Annotated in this window: 19 protein-coding genes and 1 tRNA gene; 14 read left to right on the top strand and 6 right to left on the bottom strand. The window is 69.6% G+C overall.

The features are described 5' to 3' along the window. Positions 1-11: 11 nt before the first annotated feature. From E1181_RS10710 to E1181_RS10690, 5 genes are all read left to right on the top strand, one after another. Positions 12-1,439, top strand: coding sequence for a sensor histidine kinase (locus E1181_RS10710; protein ID WP_132673896.1), 1,428 nt, complete (start codon positions 12-14; stop codon positions 1,437-1,439). A 117-nt stretch (positions 1,440-1,556) separates the two neighbouring features. Further along, positions 1,557-2,348 (top strand): DeoR/GlpR family DNA-binding transcription regulator, encoded by a 792-nt coding sequence (locus E1181_RS10705; protein ID WP_132673835.1) that lies wholly within the window; start codon positions 1,557-1,559, stop codon positions 2,346-2,348. Beyond that, the gene (gene galT, locus E1181_RS10700) at positions 2,345-3,418 is read left to right on the top strand and encodes a galactose-1-phosphate uridylyltransferase (protein WP_132673834.1); all 1,074 of its coding nucleotides are present in this window, start codon (positions 2,345-2,347) and stop codon (positions 3,416-3,418) included. The genes E1181_RS10705 and galT overlap by 4 nt, the downstream gene beginning before the upstream one ends. A gap of 235 nt (positions 3,419-3,653) precedes the next feature. Next, positions 3,654-4,991, top strand: coding sequence for a S1C family serine protease (locus E1181_RS10695; protein WP_207922101.1), 1,338 nt, complete (start codon positions 3,654-3,656; stop codon positions 4,989-4,991). 281 nt (positions 4,992-5,272) lie between these two features. Then, positions 5,273-5,773, top strand: coding sequence for a MogA/MoaB family molybdenum cofactor biosynthesis protein (locus E1181_RS10690; protein WP_132619691.1), 501 nt, complete (start codon positions 5,273-5,275; stop codon positions 5,771-5,773). 67 nt (positions 5,774-5,840) lie between these two features. Here the strand turns inward: E1181_RS10690 and E1181_RS10685 are convergent, their stop codons facing one another. Then, entirely contained in the window at positions 5,841-6,146 is a 306-nt protein-coding gene (locus E1181_RS10685) for an antitoxin (protein ID WP_132673833.1), read from the bottom strand. 119 nt (positions 6,147-6,265) lie between these two features. Here E1181_RS10685 and E1181_RS31410 point away from each other — a divergent pair, with 119 nt between their 5' ends. Further along, on the top strand, positions 6,266-6,442 hold the full coding sequence (locus E1181_RS31410) for a hypothetical protein (protein WP_165944588.1): 177 nt from the start codon (positions 6,266-6,268) through the stop codon (positions 6,440-6,442). 4 nt (positions 6,443-6,446) lie between these two features. Here E1181_RS31410 and mscL read toward each other — a convergent pair whose 3' ends face one another. The 4 genes from mscL to E1181_RS10670 all read right to left on the bottom strand — a co-directional run bounded on the left by mscL (position 6,447) and on the right by E1181_RS10670 (position 8,481). Further along, positions 6,447-6,917, bottom strand: a complete 471-nt coding sequence (gene mscL / locus E1181_RS10680; RefSeq protein ID WP_132673832.1) for a large conductance mechanosensitive channel protein MscL — start codon at positions 6,915-6,917, stop codon at positions 6,447-6,449. A gap of 147 nt (positions 6,918-7,064) precedes the next feature. After that, positions 7,065-7,241, bottom strand: coding sequence for a hypothetical protein (locus E1181_RS31405; protein WP_165944587.1), 177 nt, complete (start codon positions 7,239-7,241; stop codon positions 7,065-7,067). Positions 7,242-7,481: 240 nt separating this feature from the next. Further along, positions 7,482-7,790, bottom strand: a complete 309-nt coding sequence (locus E1181_RS10675) for an FmdB family zinc ribbon protein (RefSeq protein ID WP_132673831.1) — start codon at positions 7,788-7,790, stop codon at positions 7,482-7,484. A gap of 97 nt (positions 7,791-7,887) precedes the next feature. Further along, a complete protein-coding gene (locus E1181_RS10670; protein WP_132673830.1) occupies positions 7,888-8,481 on the bottom strand; it encodes a 5-formyltetrahydrofolate cyclo-ligase in 594 nt (197 codons plus the stop codon). Between the two features lie 37 nt (positions 8,482-8,518). Between E1181_RS10670 and E1181_RS10665 the strand changes: the two genes are divergently transcribed. From E1181_RS10665 to E1181_RS10645, 5 genes are all read left to right on the top strand, one after another. After that, complete coding sequence (locus tag E1181_RS10665) at positions 8,519-9,421, top strand: UTP--glucose-1-phosphate uridylyltransferase (RefSeq protein WP_132673829.1); 903 nt, start codon at positions 8,519-8,521, stop codon at positions 9,419-9,421. A gap of 60 nt (positions 9,422-9,481) precedes the next feature. Next, entirely contained in the window at positions 9,482-10,705 is a 1,224-nt protein-coding gene (gene glp, locus E1181_RS10660) for a molybdotransferase-like divisome protein Glp (protein ID WP_132673828.1), read from the top strand. 6 nt (positions 10,706-10,711) lie between these two features. Beyond that, positions 10,712-11,377 carry a GNAT family N-acetyltransferase gene (locus E1181_RS10655; RefSeq protein ID WP_132673827.1) on the top strand — a complete coding sequence of 222 codons (666 nt, stop codon included), beginning with the start codon at positions 10,712-10,714 and terminating at the stop codon, positions 11,375-11,377. 265 nt (positions 11,378-11,642) lie between these two features. Further along, positions 11,643-12,521: a gephyrin-like molybdotransferase receptor GlpR gene (locus E1181_RS10650; RefSeq protein ID WP_132673826.1), complete on the top strand. Its 879-nt coding sequence runs from the start codon at positions 11,643-11,645 to the stop codon at positions 12,519-12,521. Between the two features lie 91 nt (positions 12,522-12,612). Further along, positions 12,613-12,685, top strand: a tRNA-Ala gene (locus E1181_RS10645). A 343-nt stretch (positions 12,686-13,028) separates the two neighbouring features. Here the strand turns inward: E1181_RS10645 and E1181_RS10640 are convergent. Further along, the gene (locus E1181_RS10640) at positions 13,029-13,964 is read right to left on the bottom strand and encodes an AraC family transcriptional regulator (protein WP_132673825.1); all 936 of its coding nucleotides are present in this window, start codon (positions 13,962-13,964) and stop codon (positions 13,029-13,031) included. A 191-nt stretch (positions 13,965-14,155) separates the two neighbouring features. Between E1181_RS10640 and E1181_RS10635 the strand changes: the two genes are divergently transcribed. The 3 genes from E1181_RS10635 to E1181_RS10625 all read left to right on the top strand — a co-directional run bounded on the left by E1181_RS10635 (position 14,156) and on the right by E1181_RS10625 (position 18,000). Continuing rightward, a complete protein-coding gene (locus tag E1181_RS10635; RefSeq protein WP_132673824.1) occupies positions 14,156-14,713 on the top strand; it encodes a flavin reductase family protein in 558 nt (185 codons plus the stop codon). 154 nt (positions 14,714-14,867) lie between these two features. Then, positions 14,868-16,346 carry a 4-hydroxyphenylacetate 3-hydroxylase family protein gene (locus E1181_RS10630; RefSeq protein ID WP_235876678.1) on the top strand — a complete coding sequence of 493 codons (1,479 nt, stop codon included), beginning with the start codon at positions 14,868-14,870 and terminating at the stop codon, positions 16,344-16,346. Positions 16,347-16,443: 97 nt separating this feature from the next. Further along, entirely contained in the window at positions 16,444-18,000 is a 1,557-nt protein-coding gene (locus E1181_RS10625) for an adenylate/guanylate cyclase domain-containing protein (protein ID WP_132673822.1), read from the top strand. Positions 18,001-18,139 lie beyond the last annotated feature (139 nt).

Raw genomic sequence — 18,139 nt, 5'->3', positions numbered from 1 at the left:
TGGGCAATCCGATGGCCGTTCCCGCGCCGCCACCGCCCGACCTGGACAACCCGCCGCCGCCCAGCAGGTTGCAGCGGGTGTCGCTGCGCAACCGCGTCACCTGGCTGGCCGCGATGTGCGTGGCCGGTGCGGTGGCGCTGGTGTCGGTCGGGGCGTTCGTGACGGTGCGCGACAGCCTCTACCAGCAGCTCGACGACAGCCTCACCGAACGCGCGGTGGAGGCGGCCGAGGGCCCGCTGGTGCGCACCGCCGACTTGCAGCAGGTCCCGGTGGCGTTCTTCGTCGCCACCAACTTCAAGATCAACGTGCTCTCCGGCGACGGCACCGTGTTCGGCCCGGAGCAGCGACCGCCGATGAGCGTGCTGGAGCTGTCGGTGGCCAAGGGCGAGGTCCAGCGCTCGCTGCGCACCGACAAGGCGAGCAACAGCCGCGTCGTCGCGGTGCCCACCGGGCGCAACGCGGCCCTGGTCATGTCGACCTCCCTGCAGCCCACCCAGCGGACGTTGGCGCAGCTCAGCGTGGTCCTGGTGGTGATGGGCGGAGCCGGCATCCTGCTCGCCGCGGCCGCCGGAACCGCGGTGGCGCGCGCCGGTCTGAGACCGGTGCAGCGGCTGACCGCCGCCACCGAACGCGTCGCGCTGACCGGTGACCTGCGGCCGATCCCGGTCAGCGGGGACGACGAGCTGGCGCGGTTGACCGCGAGCTTCAACGGGATGCTCAGCGCCCTGGCGGAGTCCCAGGAGCGGCAGCGACGGCTGGTCGCCGACGCCGGCCACGAGCTGCGCACGCCGCTGACCTCGTTGCGCACCAACCTGGAGCTGCTGCTCGCGGCCGCCCGGCCGGACGCCCCCGCGCTGTCCGAGCAGGACCGGCAGGAGATGTTCTCCGACGTCCAGGCCCAGGTGGAGGAGCTGTCCGCGCTGGTCGGCGACCTGGTCGAGCTCGCACGCGAGGACACCCCGCAGGCCGTGCACGAAACGGTGGACCTGGTCGACGTCGTCGAGCGCGCGCTGGGCCGGGCCCGCAGGCGCGCGCCGCGCACCGAGTTCGACGTGCGGCTGCACCCGTGGGTGATGATGGGCGATGCGACCGCGCTGGAGCGGGCGGTGCTGAACCTGCTGGACAACGCGGCGAAGTGGAGTCCTGAGGGCGGCCACGTGCGGGTCGACCTGCACCCGGAGGAGGGCACCGGGCTGACGGCTCTGGAGGTCGCCGACGGCGGACCGGGCATCACCGAAGCCGACCGGCCCTACGTCTTCGAGCGCTTCTACCGGTCGTCGGACGCGCGGACGCTGCCCGGTTCCGGGCTCGGGCTGTCGATCGTCAAGCAGGTCGCCGAGCGCCACGGCGGATCGGTGCTGGCTGCGGAGGCTCCCGAGGGCGGTGCGCTGCTGCGCATGACGCTGCCGGGAAACTCTCAGCAAAACGAACAGCAATGAACACCCATTCGCCACTTCAAGCCCCAACTCCCCGGCTGTCGGGCCGGTAACCCGTCAGGTATTGTTGGTTTTTGTTGACTTGATGACGGAAAGCTGACGCCCGGCCAGGGAGTGGACGTGCTCGCACGACAACGCCAGGAAGTGATCCTCGACGAAGTGCGGCGCACCGGAGCCGTGCAGGTCGGCGAGCTGGTGCAACGACTCGGCGTGTCGGACATGACGATCCGCCGCGACCTGGACGCCCTCGCCCGCCGGGGCCTCGTCGAGAAGGTCTACGGCGGCGCGACCTCCACGATCGGCACCAGCACCGACGAACCCGGCTTCGAGGCCAAGTCCGTCCGGCAGCTCACCGAGAAGGAAGCCATCGCGAAGCTCGCCGCCGACGAGATCCAACCCGGCACCGCGATCGGCATGTCCGCCGGAACCACGACCTGGACGCTCGCGCGCCAGCTCGACGACATCCCGGACCTGACCATCGTCACCAACTCGGTCCGCGTCGCCGACGCGCTGCAGCAGCGCGGCCGCGTCGACCGGACCGTCGTGCTCACCGGTGGTGTCCGCACCCCGTCCGACGCCCTCGTCGGACCCGTCGCCGTGCAGTCGCTGCGCTCGCTGCACCTGGACCTGGTGTTCCTGGGCGTGCACGGGATGGCCCCGCGCGCCGGCTTCACCACGCCGAACCTCAACGAGAGCGAGACCAACCGGGCCTTCGCCGAAGCCGCGGGCCGGTTGGTGGTGGTCGCCGACAGCTCCAAGTGGTCGACCGTCGGCATCTCCACGATCGTCGACTTCGACGAGGTCGACCTGCTGATCAGCGACGAGGGGCTGCCGCCGGACGCGCGAGAGCTGCTGGGCGAGCACGTCGAACTGCTGCTGGCCGAGCAGCGGTCAACGGAGGAGGAAGAGTGAAGCGCACCGCGCGCCGCCTGGCCGACGGTCGGGAGATCATCTACTTCGACGACGAACCGGGACGGGAACGCACCGCGGAGGACACCCGCGAGCTCCCGCCCCAGGCGCCGGCGTCGGAGATGCGGCGTGATCCGCTGACCGGTGAGTGGGTGGCCATCGCCGCGCACCGGCAGTCCCGCACCTACAAGCCGCCGGCCGCGATGTGCCCGCTGTGCCCCAGCTCCCCGGGACGTCCCAGCGAGATCCCCGAATCCGACTACGACGTGGTCGTCTTCGAGAACCAGTTCCCGTCGTTCGCGCAGGGCATCCCCGGCGAGCCGACCACCGTCGACGGCATGCCGATGGTGCCCGCCGCACCGGCCCGGGGACGCTGCGAGGTCGTCTGCTTCACCTCCGACCACAACTCCTCCTTCGGCTCGCTGAGCGCGAAGCGGGTCCGCAGCGTCGTCGACGTCTGGGCCGACCGCACCGCCGCCCTCAACGAAACCCCGGGTGTCGAGCAGGTCTTCTGCTTCGAGAACCGCGGTGAGGAGATCGGCGTGACGCTGCACCACCCGCACGGGCAGATCTACGGCTACCCGTTCGTCACGCCCAAGACCGAGACCATGCTGCGCGTCGCCGAGCAGTACCGCGCCGAGCACGGCACCCACGTCATGGGCGACGTGCTGGCCGCCGAGCGCGCGAGCGGGGAGCGGGTGCTCATCGACTCCGAGCACTGGACGGCGTTCGTCCCGGCCGCCGCCCGCTGGCCCGTCGAGGTCCAGATCGTGCCGCACCGCAAGGTCCCCGACATCGCCGCGCTCACCGACGACGAGCGGGACGATTTCGCCACCACCTACCTCGACGTGCTCGGCCGCCTCGACCGGCTCTACGACAAGCCGCTGCCCTACATCGCCGCCTGGCACCAGGCGCCGGTGAACACCGGGCGCGATCTGTCGTGGCTGCACCTGGAGCTGTTCTCGGTGCTGCGCAGCGCGGACAAGCTCAAGTACCTCGCGGGGTCCGAGTCGGGCATGGCCGTCTGGATCAACGACGCGACCCCGGAGCAGATCGCCGCGCGCCTCCGCTGAGGCGTCCCGCCGTCGTCGGTGGGCAGGGGCGGTTCTGGTTCGAACCGTCCGTGATCGATGTCGGTCACGCCGGGTCGGTTCGGGCCGCAACCGCCCTCGGCCTCACCTCCCCCTGTCCGCATCCTGCGCCTTTGCCGGAATGGTCGGGGTGGGTGAGGACGATCATGGGACTTATCATGCGTGCCCACAGTCAGATCTCAGGCACTTCTCAGATGCCCGGAGCACAGTGGGAGCCATGACCGAACACACCCCGGAATTCGGTGACAAGCCGGAAGAGCCGAAGCCGAGCGGAGATGGCCTCGGCGCGGGCGACACCCCTCCATCCGGGGTGTCGTCCCAGCAGCAGAGCGCCCAGCCCGGCCCGTCGCAGCAGCCGACCCAGCCCGTCGGGCAGTACGGGACGCAGCAGTACCCGTACGGCATGCACCAGCAGCCGCAGCAGACCCAGCAGTACGCGCAGCCCTGGCCCGGGTACGCCTCCGGTCAGGCGCCGCAGCAGAAGAAGTCCGGCCGCGGCCTGGTGACCGGCGTGGCCGCGCTCGCGCTGGTGTGCGGCCTGGTCGGAGGCGGTGTCGGCGGGTTCGTCGGGTACCAGCTCGGTGGTGACAGCAGCACCGGTGCCAGCGCGCTCGACGAGTCCAAGCCCGCCCGCAGCGCCAGCACCGCTCCCCAAGGGTCCGTCCAGCAGGTCGCGCAGAAGGTCCTGCCGAGCGTCGTGCAGATCCAGATCTCCAGCGCGCAGGGCTCCGGCGAGGGATCGGGCATCGTGCTCAGCAGCGACGGCCTCATCCTCACCAACAACCACGTCGCGGAGGGCGCCCAGAGCGGGCGGCTGACCGCGCTGTTCCACGACAACCGCACTGCGCCGGTGCGCGTCGTGGGCACCGACCCGAAGTCCGACCTGGCCGTGGTCAAGGCCGACATCACCGGGCTGATCCCGGCCGAGCTCGGCCGCAGCGATGATCTGCCCGTCGGTTCGCAGGTCGTGGCCATCGGTTCGCCCTTCGGCCTGTCCGGCACGGTGACCAGCGGAATCATCAGCGCCAAGGACCGCCCGGTGCGTGCGGGCGGCGAGTCGGGCAGCCAGGACACGGTGCTCAACGCGCTGCAGACCGACGCCGCGATCAACCCCGGCAACTCCGGTGGCCCGCTGGTCGACATGGACGGCCGCGTCGTCGGCATCAACTCCGCGATCTACAGCCCCGGCAGCGGCCAGGAGCAGGCCGGCTCGGTCGGACTGGGCTTCGCGATCCCGATCGACCAGGCTCGCCGCATCGCCAATGAGCTCAAGGAGACCGGCTCCGCCACCCAGACCACGCTCGGCGTGACGATCACCAACGCCAACCAGCCCGGAGCGCAGGTCCGCGACGTCATCCCGAACGGACCCGCCCAGGCGGCCGGGATCAAGCCTGGCGATCTGATCACCAAGATCGACGACCGGGCCATCCTCGACGCGGACGCCCTGGTCGCGGCGGTCCGCTCGCACAACCCCGGTGACCACGTCCGGTTCACCATCGGCGGCCCTGGCGGGGAGCGCACGGTCGACGTGACGCTCACCGGCCAGAAGGGCTGACCCCCTGATCGCGTCGGCCGAGTTCCCGCGGCCCATGCCCCCTTCCTGCGTCGCGGGACCGGCCGACGTGCCCGAAGCCCGTTTGAAGAACCCGTTCTGCGCAGCGGCGGAGCCTCCGGCGCCCGCGGCGTCAGTGGTGGGTGGTTGTGAAGATCGATCGACACCTGGGGAGGACCATGTCCGACAAAACGACCACCGTGACCGGCATCGCGCCGAAATTGGTGGAGCTCACCGACTCCTATGAACTGACCGAACCCGACCTTGGCACTACGGTTACCGGCATGGAACGCAGCGCGCAGCGGCTGGGGCGGGCTCTCGTGGTCGTGGTGGACGACCGGGTCGCCCAAGGAGAGCAGGAAGACAACATCGGTCCACTGGTGACCGAGTTGCTGGAAGAAGCCGGATTCATCGTCGACGGAACCGTCGCGGTGGCCGGGGAGACGGTGGACATCCGCAACGCGCTGAACACCGCGGTGATCGGCGGTGTCGACGTGGTGATCACGGTCGGCGGCACCGGGGTCTCGCCCCGGGACGTCACTCCGGACGCCACCGCCGGGGTGCTGGACCGGCCGATCCCGGGCATCGCCGAGGCGCTCCGGGCCTCCGGGCTGGCCGCGGGTGCGGTCGACGCCGGGGTGTCGCGCGGTCTCGTCGGTGTCTCGGGCAGCACGCTGGTGGTGAACCTGTCCGGTTCGCGGGCCTCGGTCCGCGACGGCATGGCGACCCTGACGCCGCTGGTGGCCCACGTGATCGAGCAGCTCTCGGGGCTCGACACCCCCTGAGCCGGGAACGAAGAAGCGGTGGCGGTTCCCGCGCGGGAACCGCCACCGCTTTCCTCTGCAGAGCTGATCAGCCGGGCTTCGAGCCGCCGGTGGGGTCGTCCGGGCCCTTGTCCTGCGAACCGTTGGAGCCGGGTCCGTAGCCGGGGTCGTCCTTGGTGGAATCCCCGTTCGAGGAGTCCCGCTTGAGCACGCCCTCGACCTTGCCGCTCACCGACTCGATGCGGTCGTGGTACTTGCCGCCGGTGGCCTTGTCCAGGCTCGATTTGGCGGCATCGAGCCCCTTGGCGGCGCTGGGGCCCGCCTTCTCGGCGAGCTCCTCCGCCTTGCCCTTGGCTTGGCCGGCCAGTTCCTTGGCCTTGTCCAGGAAAATCATCGCAGCCTCCCTGCGTCGCTGTCTCCCGCGACGGCGAGACACGTACTCACTGTAACCGATTTCACACTCGGTGAGACCGGTCCGTGCGCGAACCGCTGCGATCGAGGCAGGATGGACGGGTGACCAGCGAATCGCCCCAGGCGAAGCCCGAACGCGAGAAGCGCCGCAGGCTCGCCGAGATCTTCGGGGACGTGCTGCCGGAGGCGACCTCCGACGACCGTCCCGAGCCGACCTCGGCGAACACCCGCGAGAGCTGGTACCGCGAGAACCGGCCGCCGCACCACGACGCCCGCTAAGGCGTCAGTTGCGCGAAGCGGCGTTGCCGTTGCCGGTGCCCGTGGTGGCCTGCTCGTCGGTGGCCAGGCCCTCGATGCGCGGCAGGCCCTGCTCGGCGCGCAGCAGGTTGCGGATCTCCATCAGCAGCTCCACGTCGGTGGGCTCGGACTGGCCCTCTTCCTTGCCCTTCTTGCGGCGCTCGGAAATCTTGTTCATCGGGACGACGAACAGGAAGTAAACGACCGCTGCCGTGATGAGGAACGTGATCACGGCGTTGATCACGGCGGCGAAGTCGATCGTCGAGGCCTTGTTGCCCGCGACGATCTCGATGCTCAGACCGGTGACGTTCCCGCCGCCGGTGGCCGCGATCAGCGGCTTGATGATGCTGGTGGTGAACGCCGTGACCAGGGCGGTGAAAGCGCTACCGACGACAACCGCGACGGCGAGGTCGATGATGTTGCCACGCATCAGGAAGTCCTTGAATCCCTTGAGCACGTGGAAACTCCTCTCGAAGAATGCGAGTCCGGATTTTCCGGATCGATGATCGCGCCGCATTCGCCGCGGATCGGCGCGGGCGCGGGCACTGGAAGGCAGCGTAACGGTAACCGAATGAGGGAAAGCAATTGCTCACCGTTGAGCCGTTCAGGTGGCGGCTGTGGCGATGTCCACAACGGAGTGCTGGCTGATCGCCAGAGCCAGGGCGAGCAGCAGCAAAATCGCGGCCGTGATCCTGCGCAGCCACAGCACGCCTCGCCTGCTCGGCAGCAGGTGGCGGAGCCGGTCGAGCGGCGTGGGGTCGAGCCGGGAGTCTGCGGGCATGTCGCCCCCTCGTGCCTTCGGGAGAGATCGGACGCGTTCGAAGTTAAGGACGTGCCCGGTGGCGAGGAAGGGGAAGCGCGAATCTGTGGATGGATTCGGCACCTGGGGACAACTCGTATCACCCGGAAGAATTAACGAGCGCCATTGTTGATCATGAAATGCCGTCGGGAATCGGACTTTTCGTGCGCATGACAAAACCGCCGGCCACATTCGAGTGACCGGCGGTTGAATTGTGCGGAATCAGGAAGCCGCGGCAGTGGTGCTGCTCGACGACGAGCTCGAAGCCGACGAACCCGAGGAGGACGAGCTCGACGACGAACCGGAGTCCGAGGAGCTCGACGACGAACCGCTCGCGCTCGACGAGGACGCGGACGACCGGTTGTCGGTGCGGTAGAAGCCGCTGCCCTTGAACACGATGCCGACGGCGTTGAACAGCTTGCGGAGTCGGCCGTTGCACTGCGGGCACTCGGTGAGGGAGTCCTCACTGAACGACTGCACCTGCTCGAATCGATGGTCACATTCGGTGCAGGCGTACTGATATGTGGGCACGGCCGCGAACCTCCGAAATCTGGGCTTGGCACTCAAACTACGGGAGTGCTAACCCGATAATGCTAGACAACGGGTGTCCAGTGCAAACAGTGCTACGTCACATCGGCAGCTCCACGACCCCGCGCGCAGGCGTGATGACGCTGGTCATCCGCACGTCGTGGTCTTCGCCGGGCAGCGATGGGACGAACTCGGAATCCCGCACCACGCCCAGCAGCTCCGCCGCCGGATCGCGAAACACCAGCGACCGGTCGTAGTGGCCGGCGCCGCGCCCGAGCCGGACGCCCTGGTGATCGATGCCCAGCGCGGGGACCAAGATCACCTCGGCCTGGCCGATCGCCGCAGCGCCCAACCGCTCGCCCGCGGGTTCCAGCAGCCCGAACGTGGCCGGTCGCAGCGAGTCCGGGCCGGTGTACTCGGCCCACTCCAGCGGCTGCTTGCCCGCCACGATCGGCAGCAGCACCCGCAGACCCGCCTCGCGCAGCACCGACGGGAGATCCGCTCCCGGCTCCGGGCCGACGGGCACGTAGGCGGCCACCACGCTCAGCTCGCGTTGGGCCAACCAGCCCAGCAGACTCGACAGAAGTGCCTGGTCGTCGGCTTTCCTGGCTGGTTCGTCCAGCTCGTCGCGTTGGAGCAGGAGTCGGCTCCGCCATTCCGCTTTCGACGTACGAAATTCATCCAGTGAGCTCACGGGTTCACTGTAGGTTTGACCGATAAGCTGCGGCGTCATGAGCAGCCCGACGAGCACGCCGACCGCGTTCCGGACCGCCATCGTGCCGGCGGCAGGACTGGGAACCAGGTTCCTGCCCACCACGAAAGCGGTGCCCAAGGAGTTGCTCCCGGTCGTGGACACCCCCGGGATCGAGCTGGTGGCAGCCGAGGCTGCCGAGGCCGGTGCGCAGCGCCTGATCATCGTCACGTCGCCCGACAAGGGCGCGGTCGCCGACTACTTCCAACCCAGCCCGGAGCTGGAGCAGACCCTCAAGGCCCGCGGCAAGGACGACCTGCTGGCCAAGGTGCACCGGGCCTCGGAGCTGATCGAGGCCGAGACCGCGCTGCAGGAGAAGGCCCTCGGCCTCGGGCACGCCGTGGGGTGCGCCGAATCCGCCCTCGCCGACGACGATGACGCGGTCGCCGTGCTGCTGCCCGACGACCTGGTGCTGCCGACCGGGGTCCTGAAGCGGATGGCCGAGGTCCGCGCCCGATACGGCGGCAGCGTGCTGTGCGCCTTCGACGTCCCCCGGGACAAGATCTCCGCCTACGGCGCCTTCGACGTCGCCGACACCGACGCCGACGACGTCAAGATCGTCAACGGCATGGTCGAAAAACCCGCTCCGGGCGACGCGCCGTCGACGCTGGCCGCCGCGGGCCGATACCTGCTGGACCGGGCCATCTTCGACGCGCTGCGCCGCATCGAGCCCGGCGCCGGTGGCGAACTTCAGCTCACCGATGCCGTAGCGTTGCTGATCTCCGAGGGACACCCGGTTCACGTCGTGGTCCATCACGGTGGGCGACACGACTTGGGAAATCCTGGCGGTTTCCTGAAAGCTGCGGTGGACTTCGCGCTAGCGGATCCCGAGTACGGGCCGGACCTGCGGGACTGGCTCGCCGACCGGATCGACAGAAGCTGATGCCGAGCGCCGGGTAGGCCGACCCCGGCGCCGGTGAGGAGCGGGGGAGAGGCGACAGCCATGAGGTCAGTGGACGAGCAGCTGGCGCGCGTGCTCACGGCCGCCGTCCGGCCCGCCCCAGTTCGGGTGGCGATCTCGGAGGCGCAGGGGCTGCTCTGCGCCGAGGAGGTCGTGGCCGAACGGGCGCTGCCCGGATTCGACCAGGCCGCGGTCGACGGCTACGCGGTGCGCAGCGTCGACGTGCAGACGGCCGCCGAGGAGTCGATCGTGCTCCCGGTGGTCGGGGAGATCCCGGCCGGTTCGCGGCAGCCGCGCAGGCTGCAGCCCGGGCAGGCCGTGCGGGTCGCCACCGGCGCCCCGCTGCCGACTCTCGCCGACGCCGTCGTCCCGCTGGGCTACACCGACGAGCACCCCGCCAAGATCACCGTGCAGCAGCCGGTCCCGTCAGCGGCGTTCGTCCGCCGCACCGGCGAGGACGTGCAGACCGGCGACGTCGCCGTGCGGCGCGGGGCGCCCATCGGCTCCGCGCAGGTCGGGCTGCTGGCCGCGGTGGGCCGCGACAAGGTGCTGGTGCACCCGCGTCCCCGCGTCTCGATCATCTCCCTGGGTGACGAGCTCGTCGACGTCGACCGCACGCCCGGCCAGGGCCAGGTCTACGACGTCAACTCCTACGCCCTCGCCGCCGCCGCGCGCGACGCCGGAGCCGAGGTCACCCGCGTCGGCATCGCCAGCAACGACCCGCGCCGGTTGCGCGAGGTCGTCGAAGGGCGGTTGCTGCTGTCGGAGATCGTGGTGATCGCGGGCGGCGTCGGCGGCACCGCAGGTGGCGACGTGCGCTCGGCGCTGGCCGACCTCGGATCCCTCGACGACGACCGGGTCGCGATGCAGCCCGGCTCGGTGCAGAGCTTCGGCCGGCTCGGTCCGGACGAGATCCCGACGTTCGTGCTGCCCGGCAACCCGGTCAGCGCGCTGGTGGTCTTCGAGGTGCTGGTGCGGCCGCTGATCCGCTCGGCGCTGGGCAAGGAGAACCCGAACCGCCGCAGCGTCTCCGCCGAACTGCTCTCGCCGATCACCGCGACCAAGGGCCGTCGCGGATTCCTGCGCGGGCAGCTGCTGCGCGACCCCAAGAACGGCTCCTACCTGGTGCAGCCGCTGGGCACCTCCGGTTCGCACCTGCTGGCGTCGCTGGCCGAGGCGAACTGCTTGATCGTCGTGGAAGAGGACATCACGGAGGTCGCGGCGGGCGAGGACGTGCAGGTGCGGTTCCTCTCGCAGCGTTCGTGAGCGCGGATGCAGCCCACCGACTCTGATGGGTTCCCGATCGGGCGCCACCCCGGCTGGCCCGCGCGGCTCGGTCCGCTGCGGACCGCCCGCGGCACCGTGGCCCTGCGCCCGCTCCGGCTCCGCGACGCCGGACTGTGGAGCCGGACCCGCCTGCAAGACCGCGACTACCTGCAGAAGTGGGAGCCGACCGCCCTCGGCGGCTGGCGGGAGCGCAACTCGCCCTCGGCCTGGCCCGCCCAGTGGGCGACGCTGCGGGGCATGGCCCGCCGAGGCCAGGCGCTGCCGTTCGCGATCGTCGTCGACGGCGAGTTCGCAGGTCAGCTGACCATCGGCAACGTCGTTCGCGGTGCGCTGCGCTCGGCGTGGGTCGGGTACTGGGTGGCCAGCAGGCTGGCCGGCGGGGGAGTGGCCCCGGCCGCCGTGGCGCTGGCCGTCGACCACTGCTTCGGCTCTGTCGGGCTGCACCGGCTGGAGGCCACGGTCCGCCCGGAGAACGACCGCAGCATCCGCGTGCTGGAGAAGTCCGGGTTCCGCCGAGAGGGGCTGTTCCAGCGGTACCTCGACGTCGCCGGCGCCTGGCGGGACCACTACGTCTACGCCCTGACCACCGAGGAAATCCCCGACGGAGCCGTCGCCCGCTTGATCCGCTCCGGCGGCGCCACCCGCTGCTGACTTCTGAGATCGAACGCACACCGTTACCACTGAGCTGCGGCAACGCGCCTGAGGTTGGGCCGGATGGTCGTTCGAACGAGCGCATTCGGCGGTGTGGAAGGCGACACGCCGGTGTCGATGTTGCTCGCGACTGCTCTGTTCGTGCGGTTCTGTAGTCGGAGGCACAACTGTTGCGCGGCGTGGCTGCGAGACACGAGTGACTGATGTGACTAGCGTGGCGATCGCAGATTTGTGCACTGCCGGTGGCCAGGGGAGGTGGCGAGGAATGCCGAGCTCATTGATCTTCGCTGCGCTGGCGGCGGCCTGGTTGGTCGTCCTGGTGCCCATGTTCGCCCGCCGCCGGCAAGAAGTGTCCAAGACCACCGATTCCGCGCTCGCCGCCCGAGTCGTGCGACGCGGCAGTGATCGGCGACCGGCGAGGTCGGAAGCCGCGACAACCGACAGGGTGGAGGTCGGGATGCCTGAACCCGGGCTGGACGTGGACGAGCAGGACGTGGACGAGACCTTCGAGGAACACGACGAGGACTGGCGCCCCGTCAACAGCGAGGACGTCCGCGCCGGGCGCCGCTACCGTCCTGGCCGGGGCGGCTACGACCCCGAAGCCGCGGCGCTGGTCGCCCGCGCCAAGTACGCGCGCAGGCAGCGCATCGTCCTCACGATGCTGCTGCTCGCGGTGACCACCGGGCTGCTGGCCGCGCTGCTGTGGCCGGTCCTGTGGTGGGGGCACGCCGTCGTCGACCTGTCGCTGGTCGGCTACCTCACCTACCTGCGCAGGCAGGTCCGCATCGAAGAGGACATCCGGGCCCGCCGCCTCGCGCGCATCAACGGCGAGCGCGACGACCTGGAGCCCGAAGAGGACGAGGTCGACTACGACGAGCGCGACGACTACCGCCGCGAGGACCTCGACGACGACTACGACTACGCCGGTGACCCGGAGTTCGACGAGCTCGACGAGTTCGTGGAGGACTACGAGGACGAGGTCGCCGACGACCGCAGGCCGGAGCCCGTGTCCGCCCAGGACCGCGCCGCCGACATCCGTCCCGTCGTCCCCGGCGTCCGCGTCGAGATCGACGACGAAGACCCGGTCTTCGACGAGCTCGACGAGCGCACCTGGGAGCCCTACCGGCGGGCGGCCGGCGAGTGATCCTCGCGAAGAGGGGGGTGCCGCAAGAGCCCGACGCGGGACTTGCTAAGCTTCCCTCACAACAAAGCCGGAGGGCTTGAACCTCTGGTGAGGGGCTGTAGCGCAGTTGGTAGCGCGTCTCGTTCGCATCGAGAAGGTCAGGGGTTCGATTCCCCTCAGCTCCACCGAACTCGGGGCGAGTTGTGTTCGCGGAATGCGCGAACCGGCTCGTCCCGTTGTGTTAGTTGCGGGGGCCGAGCCCCCGCAGGCCCCCACGGTGCGGTGGCCGCTTTCCGCAGGCTCCTCGTTTTGAGTGTCGTTCCCGACCTGCTCATGGACCAGCGCTTCGTGTGGTGTTCGTGTTGTGAAGCGTTGGGCCCACTCCGCGATGTTTTCGCTTTTTATCGCTCCCGTCATTGTTTGGGGAGCGACTTCCCCAAGCCCCCTACGGTGCGGTGGTCGCCTTTCTCCGGATCCCTCGCCCTTGCCCCCGCGCCCTGTCTGCGTTTTTGCAGGTGGGCTCTTTTTTCACGTGCAGCGGAGGGTGTGGGAGGGGGTTACTCCGTAGTGGTTCTTGTAGGCGGCTGCGAATCTGCCCAGGTGGGTGAAACCCCAGCGGTAGGCCGCTTCGGTGACCGAGTCCGCGTTGCCGGCCAGCAGGTCCGCGTGCACTCGTCGCAACCTGATCGCGGTCAGCTCCTGCGTCGGCGTGGAACCCAGGTAGTGCCGGAAGCCCTGTTGGAGGCGCCGGATTCCGACGCCGGCGGTGCGGGCGAGGTCCGAAGCCGTCCAGTCCCGGGCCGGGTCCTCCTCCATCGCCGCGACCACTCTGGACACGATCCGCGGGCGAATCTCGCCCTGCATCGGCTCTTCCGGGAAGCAGGCCGTGACGAACGCGGCCGACAGCGTGCCCGCCAGTCGACGGCTCACCCGAGGATCGCGCGCGAGCTCGGGGGAGACCAGCGCTTCCGCGCCGATCGAGGTCAGCAGCGCCATCCAGGTCCGGCCGCCACCGGTGCGCAGGTCCAGCTGCGCGGGCAGCCGGTCGACGTGCATGCCGACGAGCGCGGAGACCTCGTCGGCGAGGTAATCGCGGTCCACGCGCATCCCGACGATCGAGCAATCCGCTGACCAGCGAGTCATCCGGGTCGGCTGGTCCGGCGGGCAGACCGTCGCCTGCCCGTCCAGCGAGAGCACGTGCCGACCGCCGACGCGGGCCTCGAGGACCCCGCTGCGCGGCACGTTCACGGCCCAGGCACCCGGGTGGTCGGACTCGACGGCGACCTCCGAGCCCCAGCCGATGCGCGCCAGCCGGATCGGGCCGAGGTCCACGGCCCGGAGTTCAGCAGGGCCCGCCGCCTGCGCTCTGATCGCCAGGTCGTGGGGGAAGTAGGCGCGCGCGACCGAGGCCGAGAAGCCGTCCAGCTCCTCGGACGAGGCCGTCAACGTGCCGGTCGTGCTCATACCACTCCTTCGTGATGCACCGATCGTACGTGCTCGGGAGTGGCGCGCATAACAGTTCGACGCTGTCCGATGCGCAATCCGGATCGGTCGTTCGCAGAGCGGATCGCCCGGGCCAGCGGCTCGACCTAGCGTCACCGCTTAGTTCCGGACCGCGCATTTCCGCAGGTCCTGCCACTGCGAAGGAGCAGAACATGGATCCGCGCACCCTGCGATCGACCTTCGGCCGCTTCGCGACCGGAGTCACCGTCATCACCTGCCGGACTCAGGACGGGCACTACCACGGCGCCACGGTCACGGCCTTCACCCCGATCTCGCTCCAGCCGCCGCTCGTGCAGGTCGCGCTCACGCGCACGACGAAGGCCGCCGGTCACCTGGAGGGCACGTCGTTCGCCGTCAACGTGCTGGCAGCCGACCAGGTCGACGTCGCCATGCACTTCGCGGGACGACCGAGCCCCGATCCGCTGCCGTGGGTGGACGGTCCGAGCGCACCCGCGCTCGCGGGAACCGCCGCGTCGATCATCTGCGATCCCTGGCGCGCCGACGACGGAGGCGATCACGTGCTCTTCCTGGGCGAATGCGTCGAAGTCCGCACGACCGACCGGGCTCCGCTGCTGTTCCACGACAGCGCCTTCCACCACATCGGGCAGCGCACGTCCGACACGGTCTGGCTCGGATGCCAGGACGACCCGCACGCCGGCTGGTTCGACGAGACGGCGCGGTTCCACCCCGTTCCCGCGCGGTCCAGCTGAGGTCCCCGCACAACCATCGAGATCAAAGGAGAAGCAGATGGCTGACACCCTCACCTCCGCCCCCGAGGAGTCGGAGTTCGCGGCGAGCGCGCCCGAGGTCAACCCGGCGCAGGACTCTCCCGCCAACCGGCAGGCGAACTTCGCCTCGCGGCCGATGACCGGGGACGAGTACATCGAGAGCCTCCGCGACGGCCGGGAGATCTACCTGCACGGAGAGCGGGTCAAGGACGTCACCGCCCACCCCGCCTTCCGCAACCCCGTCCGCATGACCGCGCGCCTGTACGACGCGCTGCACACCGGACCGCACCTCGACGCGCTCACGGTGCCGACCGACACCGGCAACGGCGGCGTGACCATGCCTTTCTTCAAGACCCCGACCTCCTCGGCCGACCTGATCAAGGAACGCGACGCGATCGCGCAGTGGGCCCGCCTGACCTGGGGCTGGATGGGCCGCAGCCCCGACTACAAGGCGAGCTTCCTCGGGACCCTGCACGCCAACAAGGAGCTGTACGCGCCGTTCGAGGCCAACGCCGAGCGCTGGTACCGCGAGTCGCAGGAGAAGGTCCTCTACTGGAACCACGCGATCATCAACCCGCCCGTGGACCGGCAGCTGCCGCCGGACGAGGTGGGCGACGTGTACATGAAGGTGGAGAAGGAGACCGATGCCGGCTTGGTCGTCTCCGGGGCCAAGGTGGTCGCGACCGGATCGGCGATCACCAACTACAACTTCATCGCCCACTACGGGCTGCCGATCCGCAAGAAGCAGTTCGCGCTGATCTGCACGGTCCCCATGGACGCTCCCGGGGTCAAGCTGATCTGCCGCCCCTCCTACACCGAGCAGGCGGCTCAGAACGGCACGCCGTTCGACTACCCGCTGTCGAGCCGCATGGACGAGAACGACACCATCTTCGTCTTCGACAAGGTGCTGGTGCCGTGGGAGAACGTGTTCATGTACGGCGACGTCGACCGGATCAACGCCTTCTTCCCCCAGTCCGGTTTCCTGCCGCGGTTCACCTTCCAGGGCTGCACCCGGCTGGCGGTCAAGCTCGACTTCATCGCCGGCCTGCTGATGAAGGCCCTCGACGCGACCGGATCCGGCGGGTTCCGGGGCGTGCAGACCCGGGTCGGCGAGGTCATCGGCTGGCGCAACCTGTTCTGGTCGCTCACCGAGTCGATGGCGCGCGACCCCGAGCCGTGGGTCGGTGACGCCGTCATCCCGAAGCTGGAGTACGGGCTGACCTACCGGATGTTCATGATCCACGGCTATCCGCGGGTCAAGGAGATCATCGAGCAGGACGTGGCCTCCGGCCTGATCTACCTGCCCTCCGGCGCGGCCGACTTCCAGAGCCCCGAGGTCAGGCCGTACCTCGACAAGTACGTGCGCGGCTCCAACGGGGTCACCGCCGTCGACCGGGTCAAGGTGATGAAGGCGCTGTGGGACGCCATCGGGTCCGAGTTCGGCGGCAGGCACGAGCTCTACGAGCGCAACTACTCGGGCAACCACGAGAACGTCAAGGCCGAGCTCCTCTTCGCCGCGCAGAACCGCGGCGGCGTCGAGCAGATGAAGGGCTTCGCGGAGAGCTTCCTCGACGAGTACGACCTCGACGGCTGGAAGGTGCCGGACCTGTTCTGATCCCGGTCCGGGCAGCGGGCGCCGAACCACCGGTCCGGCGCCCGCGAGACCGCGCTGTGCTCGACATCGCGTCACCGCGTTCGATTACCGTGGCGACGTGACTCCTGCTCGCGTCCTCGTGCGGTACCTTCCTGCGTTCCTGAGGGCCGATGTCCGGTTGGAGGACGCCGAGGGCAGGGTGCTCGCGGACCTGACGCGAGTCGTCGTCGCCGCGGTGGTCGTGCTGGCGAACCTGATCGGGACCGTGGCGGTCCTCGCTCTCAACCTCGTGGTCATCCCGCTGCCGCCGGACCGGATGCTGCCCAACGGTTTCTACATCCTGGCCGCGGCCGCGTACATGCTGCTCGCGGCGCTGATCGGCGTCGTCGCGGGGATTCGGGGGCAGCGGGGGCTCAACCGGTGGCTCGCCTCCGGCGGCCCGGCCACCGCCCAGCTGCGAGCGGCGGTGCTGCGGTTGCCGCTGCGGGTGTTCTGGCTGCAGGTGTGGCTGTGGATAGGTGGCGCCGTCGTGTTCGCCGTCTTCGAGGCGAGCCGTGACGTCGAACGCGGCGCGTGGGTCGGCGTCATCGTGGTCCTCACCGGCGTGACCACGGCCGCGTGCGCCTACCTGCTGATCGAGCGGCTGCTCCGCCCCGTCGCGGCGCGGCTGCTCACCGGCGTCGACCCGAACGACCTGCGGGTCGGTCGCGGTGTGGCGGTGCGCAGCGTCCTGGCGTGGGCGCTGGGCAGCTGCGTGCCGATGGCGGGGTTGTTCATGCTCGGGCTGCGGACCTTGGCGCCCTCCCAGGTGACCGACACCCAGCTGGCCGTGGCGATGGTGGTGCTGGCCGGCACGGCCCTGGTGATCGGCATGCTCACGGTGTACCTGGCCGCTCGGGCGACGGCCGACCCGATCAGCGGTGTCGCCGACGCCCTGGCCGAGGTGCGCAGGGGGCGTTTCGACATCCGCATCCCCGTGTACGACGGCACCGAGATCGGTCGGCTGCAGTCCGGGTTCAACGAGATGGTCGTGGGTTTGGCGGAGCGGGAGCAGATCCGATCCGCGTTCGGCACCTACGTCGATCCGGCCATCGCCGAGCACGTTCTCCGGGAGGGCACCGATCTCGCCGGGGAAGAGGTGGAGGTGTCGATCATGTTCATCGACATCCGCGACTTCACCGGGCTTTCCGAGACGATCTCCGCGACCGAGATCGTCGGCACGATCAACCGGCTCTTCGAGCGAGCGGTACCGGTGATCCGCGAGCACGGCGGTCACGTGGACAAGTTCGTGGGGGACGGGCTGCTCGCGGTGTTCGGCGCGCCCCGGCGCGTCGCCGACCACCCGAGGCAGGCGCTGCTGGCGGCGCTGGCGATCGCGGCGGCCGTGCGCGAGGAGTTCGGCGGTGACCTGTCGGTGGGGATCGGGGTCAACACCGGGGTCGTCGTCGCGGGCAACGTCGGTGGCGCGGGTCGGTTCGAGTTCTCCGTCATCGGTGATCCGGTGAACGTCGCGGCGCGGATCGAGGCCGCGACCCGGCAGACCGGCGACACCATCCTGATCTCGGAGCGCACCCGCGAGCTGGTCGCGGGTGCTCCGGCGGAGCTCGAAGAACGGCCGGACGTGGAGCTGAAGGGAAAGTCGGAACCGGTATCCCTGTACGCGGTGTACGTATAGAGGTAGTTTTCGGTTCACCCGCGAAAATCACGGATTTTGATGGGCCGATTCGAGCGCATTCACATTTATCTGTCGGAATGTCGCCCTCGCCTTGCGCATTCAACGGTGAATGTGCGGTTGCGTTGAATAATGTTCAGGT

The sequence above is a fragment of the Saccharopolyspora terrae genome (genome assembly GCF_004348435.1).
Classification (GTDB): domain Bacteria; phylum Actinomycetota; class Actinomycetes; order Mycobacteriales; family Pseudonocardiaceae; genus Saccharopolyspora; species Saccharopolyspora endophytica.
Note: the sequence above shows the minus strand (reverse complement) of the source record. Positions and strands in the feature narration are given on the sequence as shown.